This is a genomic window from Chondrinema litorale, assembly GCF_026250525.1.
Classification (GTDB): Bacteria; Bacteroidota; Bacteroidia; order Cytophagales; family Flammeovirgaceae; genus Chondrinema; species Chondrinema litorale.
Window position 1 is genome coordinate 379370 of record NZ_CP111043.1, and the last position, 12409, is coordinate 391778.

Below are 12409 nucleotides of genomic sequence, written 5' to 3' on the forward strand. Positions count from 1 at the left end.
CTGTAAAAAAGAAGCAAGAAAACAGCCTTTTTAAGGCTATTTAAAGCCTTATTACCTATCGTACCAAGTATTCCTCTTACTAAGCTTTAAGTCTTGTAAAATAGAAGATCTTACACTAATATCGATATTGTAAGATTGGCGCGCTCCAAATGGAATCCAGCTCATACTCATTTGCCAGCAGTGTAAATCTCTTGAGATGTTTAAACTGGTAAAACCAAAACCTTTCTCTTCAAAGTCATAAGACGAACGGAAACCAATCTTCCATTTCTCGGTAAAGGAAACATCGCCGCTAAAAGTTAAGGTTTGCACTACAGTAGATTCTTTAAAACCAGTTTTACTGTATCGGAGGTTATAACTTAACCTCAAACTCCAAGGAACACTAAAGTCCACATACAAATTCGGGTTATTCTCAATGAATTCGAGTTCTTCTTTTTCTCTTGCAGACTTGGGCTCTACATCTTTGTCTTTTTCGTTTTTCTTCTTCGGGCTAAGAGAAGTTGACAAAGCTAAACTTGCACTAGTTAACTGCCCTATTCCATTGCCAGTATCCCAAGCATATTCTGGAATTCTATGTTGAGAAATAGTCATATCTCCATCATCATCAAAAGTTACATCATCCAACACATAAGTATATGGATCGAGTGTACCACTCAAGTTAACAGATAATCCATTAATAAATGGAACATTCTTAAATAACTGAGTTCTTGCACTCATAGAAATATTTGAGAGATTGAATGAGTCTGCTGCAAAGTTGTAGCTTGTACTTAAACTCAAGCTTTGTAGAATTGGCACCTTTTTACTTTCTGCTTTACCAGTAGAATCTGGTTTCGCTCTCACTTTCGCTTCAATCTGGTTACTTAAACTAAAAGAAACCGAACTACTTTTACCAGAACTAGGAGCACCATATAAAGCTCCTTGAAAACGAGATACTTTACTGTAAGTTTCTCCTGTTTCATCTTTCTGCACATATTGGAAGAATCCGTATCTCGGATCAGAAAAATCTGGACGATAGCTATAACTCACACTTGGTGTAATCATATGTCTAATACCTTCTACCTTTCCGATTTTAGGATAATAGAAAGTATATAAACGAGTACTCATACCAACACTAGAGGTGTAATCGTAAGCTCTGGTAAAACCAGGCTCTTCGGTTACTCTTACAGCATCCTCTTCTTCTACATAAGTATAATTGAACTTTTGAGGATACCAATATTCGTTATAACTAAAGCTCGGAGAAAGCTGGAAAAATTTGAGTAAGGTTAAGTTTGTTGAAACTGGAATTTTGTGGATAGCCCCATATTGCGCATCGTTTAAGAATCTACTAAAATTCGCAAATAAATCATCTGGCAAATCATCGTCATCGTCATCATCTGTTTCCGTATCTGTTTCTTCTTCTAAATCTTCTAGAGTTGTGAACGGGAATGAGATATTATCTTCTTCGTTTGTAACCTGTGCTTTTGTACTTACTGAATAAGACACGTTTAACTGAGTTAGCGGATTCTTTTTTGTAGAATTTCCTTTAAAAGGATAAATTCTTCTCATAGAAAGGTTCGCCTCTGGATACAAATCTGTAACTCCTGTATTTACGTTTTGGTTGATACGCAAATTGGCACTTCCTGTAAATGGTGTTCCTTCAAAGGTTTTGCTATAAGAAACACTTGAGTTAAATGAAGCTGAAATATAATCTTCTGTGCTAAATGAGTTGTTTCTGTTATATGTAGATGAACCAACGTTTACACTAGCAGAAAACCTACTATTTCCTTTTGATACAGGGCTGTGGTTCCATCTTAGCCAATAATCCGTAGTTTCTGTATCTTCCAGATTATCTTGTTGTGTAATCACCTTATTATAGCTAAAGCTTAACCCACCGCTAAATTTATATCTTACTTTATAATCTGAATCTATAGACGCTCCCCAACCTCCAAGAGAATAAATCTGCCCAAGAAGCTGCACACCCATATAATCTCCTACTGGCAAGTAAAAACCTCCATTTCTTAAATAAAAACCTCTGGTAGAACTTTCACCGTAGGTTGGTACAACAATACCAGCACTTCGCTTATCAGAAAATGGAAACAAACCAAATGCAAAACCTAAAGGAGTTGGTACACCATTTAGCTCAAAGTTAAATGGACCAGAAATTACATATTTGTTAGGAACAATTTTTAATTCTTTAGATCGAATGCCAAAGTGCGGTTCTTCCAAATTACAGGTGGTATAAATATTACCTGCGGCATACATAGCATTATCTGGTGTTCGCTTTACCTTCCCACTTTTTATATAACCATCTCCCTGTTGAGTTACAATACCCGAAATTATACCCTTTTCGGTTTCCATATTGTAAGTCATATTCTCTGCATTGTAGGTTTGCCCACCTTGCGTAAATATCGGAATTCCTGTGAGTGTGCCTGTGGAGTCTGGGACACCATTTGCATGAACAGTCTTACCAGCCATATTATACTGGATTTCAGCTGCTTCAATAGTCATGTCTCCATAAGTCACCTTTGCTTCACCATATAAATACACTGTGCCGTTTATGGGATCGTAATTAAGCGAATCCTTAGCAAAATATTTAATGGTGGTTTCAATCGGGCCCTCTTGCTGAATAGTATCTGTAGCAACAGCTAAACTATCTGTTGCAAGAAGGGTTGTATCTGTAGAAATGGTTGAATCATTTACTAAAACAGTGTCACTTTCAATAACTTGTGCTTGGGAAGAAAGGCTCAGTAAAATAAAAACTGAGGAAAAAAGAACAGCTCTCACCACAAACTCTACAATTTTGCCAATAAAGGTATAATATTTATATCTGTCCAAAATTCCCTAAAAAAAATTTTCAGCTCTAAAACGAAGAATAAGAGAAACGAGTTCTTTAATAAATCATGTTATAAAAACACTTTTTTCAGTATTTTTACTAAATAGTAAAAGAGAAGGATGAACTCCAACTATTTAACATATTTTTGATAAAAGATACAAAGAAGCGTTAAATACTTATTTTTTTTCTCCTTACTCAAAACAGGATGCAATTTTATGAAAAATCTCTTAATAATTCCCTTAGCTATTGCCGGAATTATGCTTTGTTCTTTTCAACCTGTTGATAAGCCGGCATATTCTGTAAAAAAAATAGTGATAGATGCAGGCCATGGCGGGTTTGATCCGGGATGTTCAGGCTCTATCAGTAAAGAAAAAGAATTAACTCTTGAAATAGCTTTCGAATTAGGTAAACTCATAAGTACCTTTCATAAGGATGTAGAAATTATTTACACGCGAACAAAAAATCAATATGTAAATCTACACGAAAGGGCAATGATTGCCAATCGAGCATCTGCAGATTTGTTTATTTCAATTCATTGCAATGCTTATCCAAAAGAAAATATTCATGGCACAGAAACCTATACAATGGGTTTAAGCCATACCAATGATAATTTGGCGGTTGCCATGCGAGAAAACTCTGTAATCTTGAAAGAAGAAGGTTATTTACAACTATACGACGGATTTGATCCTAAATCTCCGGTTTCGTATATCTTGTTGTCTAACCTACAACAGGCTTATCAAGAAAACAGCATTGCCTTTGCTTCACTAATAGAAAATGAATTTGGAAAGGCAAACGAACGTCCAAATCGTGGAGTAAAACAAGCAGGCTTTTTAGTTTTAGCAAAAACAACAATGCCAAGTGTATTGGTAGAAGTTGGTTTTCTTACAAACAAAGAAGAAGAAAAATACCTTAATTCTGATTTGGGAAAAGCAAAAGTTGCAGCAAATCTTTATCGCGCTTTTAGAAATTACAAAAGAGATTTGGAAGCAAGAAGTAATTAAATAAGAAAGCCAGTTTTTAAACTGGCCTTTTTTATTCTATCACAATTGGTTCTGCATCTTGTAGCATGTAAACCAAATGGTAGCTGTCTTCATAATTCAGTTTTAACTTTCCTCTAAAAGTTACCTTAGAATCTGCATCAAACTTCTCCTCCTCTTTTAAATACACTTCCATTACAGATTCTGGACCAGCATTACCGCAAAAGAAACAACTTGCATATGGAAATGCCGAAAGTACTAGGTAATCAGCTCCTGTAAGATCAACCGGAATTATAAAACCTTTTATCTCAACTTCTTTTCCATTAAGAGCTTCTATTTCTTTAGCAAATGTGGGCAACTGTATTTCTGCACCTATATATTCATTATATTCTGATTTCCATTTGATTTTGGCTAGTTGCTTCCATAAATCAGCATCTTGTGCCTTTACAGTAAACTGCAAGCTTAGCAATAGCGAAAAGGAAAAAAAGAACAAGTATTTATGCATAACTGATTATTTTGATTGATTGAAAAGTGAAGTTAATCAATTTTTTGTGATCGCTTAAATCTTTTAGAGGGAGAAATTCATCTTTCAATCTATTTTTAATCAGATAAACTGCATTTAAAAACATATTTCTATAGATTTGATCAAAAGACACGAACAATAAATTTCCTTTATTTTTAGATACTTTTAGCATGAAAATGGAACAAACTTGGCGTTGGTATGGCCCGAATGATTTAGTGAGTCTCTCAGATGTGAAACAGGCAGGAGCGACCGGAATTGTAAATGCATTGCACCATATCCCCAATGGAGAAATCTGGACAGAAGAAGAGATTTTAAAACGCAAAGCAATTATTGAAGAAGCTGGACTAACTTGGTCGGTTGTTGAAAGCGTACCAGTTCACGAATCAATAAAAAAGCAATCTGGAGATTATAAGAAGTACATCGAAAATTATAAAACCTCTATTAAAAATCTTGGCAAATGTGGAGTAAAAACGATCTGCTACAACTTTATGCCTGTGCTAGACTGGACACGTACAGACTTGGCTTACGAAGTTGCAGATGGCTCAAAAGCATTAAGGTTCGATGCGAATGAGTTTGCTGCTTTTGAATTATTTATTCTAAAAAGACCTGGGGCAGAGAATGATTATAACGAAGCACAAAAAGTTGCCGCTAAAGCAAGTTTTGATAAACTGGACGATGCTTCTATAGAAAAACTGGTAAATAATATAATTGCTGGTTTGCCGGGTTCAGAAGAAGGTTACTCTTTGCAGCAATTCCAAAAAGTCTTGGATGAGTATGCCGAAATTGATGCAGATAAATTAAAAAAGCATCTTTTTGAATTCTTGCAAGAAATAATACCTGTTGCTGAAGAAGCAGGTGTGAGAATGGCCATTCACCCAGATGATCCTCCCTTCCCTATTCTAGGCCTACCAAGAGTAGTAAGTACAGAAAAAGACTTGCAAGATTTGCTAAGTGCTGCTCAAAGCCCAAGTAATGGTTTTTGTATGTGTACGGGTTCTTATGGAGTAAGGGCAGATAACGATTTGGCTGGCATGATTAGAAGAAATGGAGATAAGATGCATTTTATCCATCTAAGAAGCACTAAACGCGATGAAGTAGGCAATTTCTACGAAGCAGACCACTTGGATGGTGATGTAGATATGTACGAAGTAGTAAAAGCTATTTTGGAAGAACAAAGTAAAAGAAAAGCTGTTGGCAGAGCTGACAGTGCTATTCCAATGCGACCAGATCATGGCCACCAGATGATCGACGACCTACATAAGAAAACCAATCCGGGATATTCTTGTATTGGCAGACTGAGAGGACTTGCAGAGTTAAGAGGGTTAGAACTAGGAATATTAAAATCAGTTTTCTAACCGAAATAATAAGCGATTAATAATAGGATGGCTTGAAAAACAATTGAGCCATCCATTAATCCTGTATAATAAAAGCCTTTCCTCTTTTTATTTACACCTAGAATTATAAAAAAGCAAAATATATGAGAGACAGAAATGGCTAAAAAGTAAGCAAGGTGATATGCGTAATAAGCAACTATTGAAGAAAAAATTAAGCAAAGAGTAGAGAGAAACTGTGTTTTCTTAAGGCCGATTGTTGCCGCCAAAGTCTTAAGTTTTACTCTTTTATCGCTTTCTTCATCTCTAATATCGAAAGGCAATGTTAAAGCAAAATAAAACAAAGCTCTTTGTATCGTTTCTGGAACTAGCAAACTTCTCGATACTTCATGCTTAAAATTTGTTTCGAGAAAAGGATACCAAACCGTTGCAGCTACCCAAACATACACAATCAGAAATATCTTGATATTATTATTATACCTGAGTGCTCCCAGTTTAAACTTACCAAGTTTTAAATCATATCCGTAAAAAACGGCTACGAGGGCTAAATGCCCCATAAATATAAATTGGTAAAAGTTGGATTTTAGAAGCAAGCAAACCACAATTACCCAAGCAAATAAGAATAGAAGAATATTATTTTTTATATAATATTTCCAAGCTTCTTTAATACTGCCAGACTTGTTATTTTGTAAATGGTAATCTAATAATGTGGCAAAACCGATAAGTATCGCTAAAAAATAATCTATTTGTTCGTCAAATAATATATAAGAAGACACAGTAGCACCGAATCCGCACAAAGCGGTAATCAAATGCATGCCGTATAGCTTTTGAGATAATGTTTTTCCAGATGGATGAAATTCCTTAGCCAAATTATAAATGAACAGATAATTCTAGATTATTTGGCTAAGTTAAAAGGAAACAGGCAAAAAAAAGAAGGGGCATGCAAAGCACACTCCCTCACTTAATTTATATTTGGTATGAAAAAATAGTTCAAATGCCTTGGCCAGCGGCCCATCTAAGTTCAGCAATAGATTTGGCAAACTCATATCGCATCTTAAATAATTTAATTTCAGCTTCAATTAGTTTGTTCTCCCTCACATTTACATAAAATACAGAACTTTCTCCTACTCTGAATTTTTGTCTCTCTCCTCTTACCATTTTCACATAATTATCAACCATATCCTCCTGCAAATCCAATTGTTCATTTAAGTTAACAAGTTCATTATACTTTGCATTCAGTTCGTTGATAATTTCTCTTTCTTTTTGTTTACTCTCTAACTGATTTTGGTCAATCTTTATATTAACCTGCTGAACTTTTGCGCGTTCTTTTCGCAAAAAAATTGGCATTTCAAAACTAATTCCCAGTTTATAGTTTTCTGAGAGATAAGAATAATCAAACTTAGACTCAGTATCTTTTAAGAAATTATAATTTAGATTTAATTCTGGCTTGAGCATTTCTCTAGCCAGTCGTCTATCTACTAGCAATTGCTCATTCTTAAATCTAATTTTCTGTAACTCTGGGTGATTCTCCATAGCGAAATCCATCAACTCTTGCAAAGTTTGTGGGTCATCATACTCCCAAGGCAGGTTAACCGGATTTATACTTTCAGATAATTCTAATGGCTCACTATCTGGTCCCCAAATATGATTCGAAAGCATGAGACGTGCATTTCTTAATTGCACATTCGCATTGTTCAAATCCATTTGGCGCTGTTGCATGGTTATCTTCGCCTCAATAGAATCAATTGGAGCCATATCGCCTTGCTCTACCCTTATTTTTACAGACTTAAAAAAGTATTCTGCTATCTCAAAACCTCGCTCCTGTGTTTGATACTGATGATAATAAAAATACCAGCTCCAATAATCTTTGGCTACTTGTAGTATAAGCTTGTTGAGCATCTTCACTTTTTCCGCTTCTGAAATGTCTTCAAAAATTGCTGCTTGCTTTACAGAAGCCCTTCGCTCATCTATAAATAAACCTTTACCTATTGGCACAGAAATTCCTGCATAAGGCAAACCTCTCCCATCGTCGGTATTGTGTTCTGGATTTAAGTAATAGCCTGTGTTTTTTTCATACCCAGCCTTCAAATCTATACCTCCAAGCCAAACAGGAATCTTTAATTCTGTTTTCCAAAGTGAATAGTATTCGGTTTCGTGAAATTCTTTTGTATCATAAGTAGATTTAATTTTTGGATCAAAATACCCTCTTGATAACCTTAACTGCTGCTTGGCATTTTCTGAAAGAAGTCTAGCCTGTTTCGCTAAAGGATGATTTTCTAAAATTTGTTTGTACAATTCATCCAGAGATAAAACTGCAACAGTATCTGGTTCTGGCTCATATTTAAACAACTTTTTAGCATCTACATTAATAGATGAAAAAAGCGCAAAAAAGAGCATTATAAATGGTATTTTAAGTAGATCAGTATTTATTGATATACTCATTTTTTCTTATCTTTTGATTTTGAAGTATCACTTCCGGTTGAAGCTTTTGAATAAGCCGAAACTGTTGGAGGGAAACCATTGAGGTTGCGCCACAATTCGAAGTAAACTGGTACATCGTCTAGCATTACCCAACCATAAACACCAGAACCTAGCCTCAATTCTTCTGGCCATTCTTCATCTCCTTCTCTCTTATCTGGTGTTACTAAAACTCTGTATTTACCAGTCTGGTCGCCTACTTGATCAATTACCGCTACTTTACCACCAAATGTACCTACAGAAACACTCGGCCAACCAGAAAACTGAATTGCCGGCCAACCATCAAATTGTAATCGCACATGTCTTCCTACAGAAAGCAATGGCACATCCATCGCATTGATGTATAAAGCAACCGCTTTATCTGGATCAGATGGCATTATAGTTAGAAGTGGCTCTTGTTCTTTTACAGTTTCTCCTATACCGTTTTTAAGTGCTTTAACTATGTAGCCATTCTGCGGAGCAACTATCGCATATTGCTGATTCCGAATAGTCATATTGGCCAATTCGTTTTTACTTTTTGCCAACATGCCTTCACCATCATAAATATCAGCTAGGGTTGCACTCCTATCCGATTCAGACTTGGCAATTTTATCCAAATATTCAGCTTCAACTGTACTCAGGTTTAGCTTTTCAATTTCCAGATCATTTCTAGAAGAATTCAGCTTATTTTCTGCACTTACAATTTTAGCTCTGGCTTCCTGTACTTTAATTTTTGCACTTTCCAATTTTGTAAGCGCTACCAATCCACTATCATACAAGTTTTGGTACATAATTACTTGCCTCTCAGCTACAGCGATATTTGTTTTTGCAGCTATTACATCATTACTATCACTTTCAACTTTAAGCTTTTTCTGAATAATCTTATTTTCAGTTTGCTCCAGTTTTAATTTTAATCCATTTCGCAAAGCATTTACCTGCATTTGTAAAGCCTCTGCTTTTTTTATTTTACTAGAAATACTCTGCTCTTTGGCATTAACTTGTTCTTGAAGTCTGAGTAATAAATTAGGATCAAAGTATTTTTCTTTAATCTCAGCAATTCTTACTAGGGTGTCACCTGCTTCAACTTGTTGTCCCTCTCTTATTTTCCATTCTATAATTCTACCAGCAATGGCTGTTTCGACAGTTTGTGGGCGATCACTCGGTGATAGCGCAGTAAGCTCACCATCTGAGCGAATATTTTGCTGCCAAGGCAGAAACATTGCGATAAATGCAATAATGCATACTCCCGCAAGCCAACGACTTAAACCTTTTACACTCTTAGGTGTCTGTAGCGATTTAAGCGAATTGAGCTTCTGCTTATAGTGTGTTTCGTCAATTTTTGAATTAGGAGATAACCTTAACATGTTATATAAATTTCTTTAATAGCTGATTTATAGTTAAAAATTTGGCTATTTATGCTACTTCACTTTTAGTGTATTTGTAGACTAATATTTCCTTGAACTTCTCATTTTCAATCAGCTCTTCGTAGGTTCCTTCCATCAACTTTATGCCAGCATTAAGTAGTATAATTCTATCGCAGCTTGCCATAGTCATAGGATCGTTAGAAACACATACAAGCGTCCAAGGATTTTCTTTGTCCATTAAAAAATGAAGAATTTTAAGTCTATCTACTTTTTCTAGATCTTTTAAAATATCGTTGAGAATTAAAAGTCTTGGTCTTTCAGCAATACATCTTGCTAATACCAATTTAGATGCAACACTTTGTGAGAAAATTCTTCCTCCAGCTACCATATTGGTCATTAATCCATTTGGCAAAGCAGAAAATTGATCTAGCAAGCCTACACTTTCTAATGCCCAAGTAACATCTTCGTAAGAAACTTTAGAGTTACCCATTGTTACATTTTCTAGAATTGTTCCATCAAATATTTCTTCGCTAGATACATTCTTTGCAACCTGATCTCTTAAATGGTTTAAGTTTACATCGCGCATAGAAACTCCATTAAGAGAAATTGTACCTTCGTAAGAATCTAGTACACCAGAAAACAACCTCGCCATGGTATTTTTACCTGAGCTGTTATAACCAGAAATACAAACTCTCTCGCCTGGTTTTATGTCTAGATCAATCCCTTTAATAGAATATTCTGAATTACCCGGATACTTATACTTCACATTCCTTATTCTGATGTTTAAGCCATGATGCTGTTTTTCTGGAATGGTTATACCCCCGCTTTTCTCTAATCCAAGGTCGGTTACATTACCAATTTTTTCTACTGCAGTAAGCATATCGTAAACGGTACTCATATTGAGTATAAGTTTTTCAACAGCAGCCAAAATCATTACAATTACAATTTCTGTTGCTACAAACTGACCCAGTGTAATCTCTCTCTCCATTACCAACCAGCTACCAATTATGAGCAAACCACCAGTTACAATGGTTTTAAAACCAATAATGTTGATAAACTGAGCCATTAAAATACGGAAATGCTTTTTTCTATAGTGCAGATAATTATTTACATAACTATCCATTTTTTGCAATGGCAAATTGGTGTGTCCAGCTAGTTTAAAAGAATATAAAGTACGAGCAATCTCCTCTAACCAATGTGCAACTTTATACTTGTACTTAGATTCGATAAGACTAGACTCCAAACCTTTTGGCCCTGTAAAATAGAATACTAGCGTAATTGCAGTGAGCAATATGATGCTAAAAAAGATAAAAAACGGGTGATAGAAAGAAAGTAAAACCAAACCGAAAACGATCTGCAAAGCAGCACCAGTTAAATCTATAAGCAACTTAGGCAATCCTTTCTGAAGCGTTAATACATCAAAAAAGCGGTTCATTAACTCTGGAGCATAATCATTTAAAATAGACTCTGCTTTTACTTTGGGTATTCTGTGAGAAAACTCAAAAGCTGCTTTCACGAAAATTCTCCTTTGTAAAACCTCGACAATCGAATACTGCATTACCTGTAAAGCACCAGCAATTAAAACCCCTATAATTACAAAAGAAATAAGTAGTATGATAGAGTTAAAAAACACACCACCAGATATCATTTCAATAATAGACTGCACACCCAAAGGCAACGAAAGACTGATTATAGAAATAATGATTGCATAGAAATAGATATAAAAAATATCTTTTCTTTCTGACCCTAGTAAGTTGAATAATCTGGAAACCGGTCCTTTTATCTCATTCATGAGATTGTCATCTTCACTCACTAATGCATGCTGAGAAAAAGGAACTGCATATAATACTTCACCACTAGGTAGCATTTCCAGGTTTTGGAAAATGAATGAAGCATCTTCTATTTTAATTTCTTCTGAGTTTTTGTAGATATATGCACTAAAGTAATTATTATGCTCCTTATAAAGCATTACTGGCATTACATCCTCTGTATCTCTATAAAATGTTAGTACAGGAAATCCCACCTCCTCAACAAACAATATAAATTGATCGAAAGGGAGGTTATTTTTCATAATGGCAAGGTCTATTTTGCGTCCCTTGTCACTTAGGCCGTCAAGAAAAACTTCTGCTCTTCCTGTAAATGAGGTATTAGTATAATATTCATCCCGTAGGTTAACCATTTTAAAATCATGCTTAACCAATCCAGCCATTCGCTGAATTATTGGATCAAATTGTTTAGAATTCATAGAGGTTCTAAAAAAATATTTTGACTTAAAAATATTTTGGAATGAGTTGTTTGCTAATTGCTCAAATTTTAAAATGGACACAATAATTTCTTATTGTGAATCATTCAACAAAAACAACACAAATAACTGATTGACAATAAATTAGATTGGAATAGTTCAAAGAAGATATGAACTATGTAATATATAAAGTGGGAGATTAGTTGTAGCAAATAGTTGGCTGTTTAAGCTAATTTCTGGTATATTTACTACAAGTTCCGCTTCAGGAAATACAGTATAGAACTGACGCTCAACTTCTTTATTACTATTGACTTGATGGATTGCTATTTCCGTCTTGATGGATTCTTCTTCTAGTACATTCTCAGAATCTGACTTTTCACAATCGGAAAAACAGAAGATGCTTAAGTCTACACTTGATAAGTGCAAGGTACTTAAAATGAAAATGTATGATAAAAGTTTTGACATAAAGTTAGTTAAGCCGCAATACTAGGTTTTATACTATATTGATATTACAAAATTATGGAGAAAATGTTTTTTTCGATTAAATTTCAAGAAAAAAATATCTGGTTTTAGCGAATTAAATCGACAGAAATTCCCCATAAGCCATAATAACCTAGCTATTAGTATAAAAGTTTAATAATCTATTTTTTTTCCGGCATTTAATTTTTCAACTTACAACTAAACTAAAAATAAAAGTAATTTTGGC

General features: G+C 34.8%; 9 protein-coding genes. 2 read left to right on the forward strand and 7 right to left on the reverse strand.

The window, feature by feature from the left end:
• Positions 1-51: 51 nt before the first annotated feature.
• Positions 52-2811, reverse strand: coding sequence for a putative LPS assembly protein LptD (locus OQ292_RS01645; protein ID WP_284684310.1), 2760 nt, complete (start codon positions 2809-2811; stop codon positions 52-54).
• 213 nt (positions 2812-3024) lie between these two features.
• On the opposite strand from OQ292_RS01645, the gene OQ292_RS01650 reads away from it, so the two are divergent.
• Positions 3025-3810, forward strand: a complete 786-nt coding sequence (locus tag OQ292_RS01650) for an N-acetylmuramoyl-L-alanine amidase family protein (protein WP_284684311.1) — start codon at positions 3025-3027, stop codon at positions 3808-3810.
• Between the two features lie 31 nt (positions 3811-3841).
• Here the strand turns inward: OQ292_RS01650 and OQ292_RS01655 are convergent, their stop codons facing one another.
• A complete protein-coding gene (locus OQ292_RS01655; RefSeq protein ID WP_284684312.1) occupies positions 3842-4291 on the reverse strand; it encodes a hypothetical protein in 450 nt (149 codons plus the stop codon).
• A 188-nt stretch (positions 4292-4479) separates the two neighbouring features.
• Between OQ292_RS01655 and uxuA the strand changes: the two genes are divergently transcribed.
• Positions 4480-5664: a mannonate dehydratase gene (uxuA, locus tag OQ292_RS01660; RefSeq protein WP_284684313.1), complete on the forward strand. Its 1185-nt coding sequence runs from the start codon at positions 4480-4482 to the stop codon at positions 5662-5664.
• On the opposite strand, the gene OQ292_RS01665 is transcribed toward uxuA, so the two are convergent.
• The 5 genes from OQ292_RS01665 to OQ292_RS01685 all read right to left on the reverse strand — a co-directional run bounded on the left by OQ292_RS01665 (position 5661) and on the right by OQ292_RS01685 (position 12129).
• Positions 5661-6509, reverse strand: a complete 849-nt coding sequence (locus OQ292_RS01665) for a UbiA prenyltransferase family protein (protein WP_284684314.1) — start codon at positions 6507-6509, stop codon at positions 5661-5663. The genes uxuA and OQ292_RS01665 overlap by 4 nt on opposite strands.
• A gap of 121 nt (positions 6510-6630) precedes the next feature.
• The gene (locus OQ292_RS01670; RefSeq protein WP_284684315.1) at positions 6631-8082 is read right to left on the reverse strand and encodes a TolC family protein; all 1452 of its coding nucleotides are present in this window, start codon (positions 8080-8082) and stop codon (positions 6631-6633) included.
• Positions 8079-9461 carry an HlyD family secretion protein gene (locus tag OQ292_RS01675; protein WP_284684316.1) on the reverse strand — a complete coding sequence of 461 codons (1383 nt, stop codon included), beginning with the start codon at positions 9459-9461 and terminating at the stop codon, positions 8079-8081. The genes OQ292_RS01670 and OQ292_RS01675 overlap by 4 nt, the downstream gene beginning before the upstream one ends.
• A 49-nt stretch (positions 9462-9510) precedes the next feature.
• Positions 9511-11706 (reverse strand): peptidase domain-containing ABC transporter, encoded by a 2196-nt coding sequence (locus OQ292_RS01680; RefSeq protein ID WP_284684317.1) that lies wholly within the window; start codon positions 11704-11706, stop codon positions 9511-9513.
• Positions 11707-11862: 156 nt separating this feature from the next.
• Positions 11863-12129, reverse strand: coding sequence for a hypothetical protein (locus tag OQ292_RS01685; protein WP_284684318.1), 267 nt, complete (start codon positions 12127-12129; stop codon positions 11863-11865).
• Positions 12130-12409: the final 280 nt, after the last annotated feature.

What these genes read in the sequence shown, in the direction of transcription:
- OQ292_RS01675 (WP_284684316.1), bottom strand. Translation starts at nt 9,461, where the DNA reads ATGTTAAGGTTATCTCCTAATTCAAAAATTGACGAAACACACTATAAG.
- OQ292_RS01680 (WP_284684317.1), bottom strand. Translation starts at nt 11,706, where the DNA reads ATGAATTCTAAACAATTTGATCCAATAATTCAGCGAATGGCTGGATTG.
- OQ292_RS01655 (WP_284684312.1), bottom strand. Translation starts at nt 4,291, where the DNA reads ATGCATAAATACTTGTTCTTTTTTTCCTTTTCGCTATTGCTAAGCTTG.
- uxuA (WP_284684313.1), top strand. Translation starts at nt 4,480, where the DNA reads ATGAAAATGGAACAAACTTGGCGTTGGTATGGCCCGAATGATTTAGTG.
- OQ292_RS01650 (WP_284684311.1), top strand. Translation starts at nt 3,025, where the DNA reads ATGAAAAATCTCTTAATAATTCCCTTAGCTATTGCCGGAATTATGCTT.
- OQ292_RS01670 (WP_284684315.1), bottom strand. Translation starts at nt 8,082, where the DNA reads ATGAGTATATCAATAAATACTGATCTACTTAAAATACCATTTATAATG.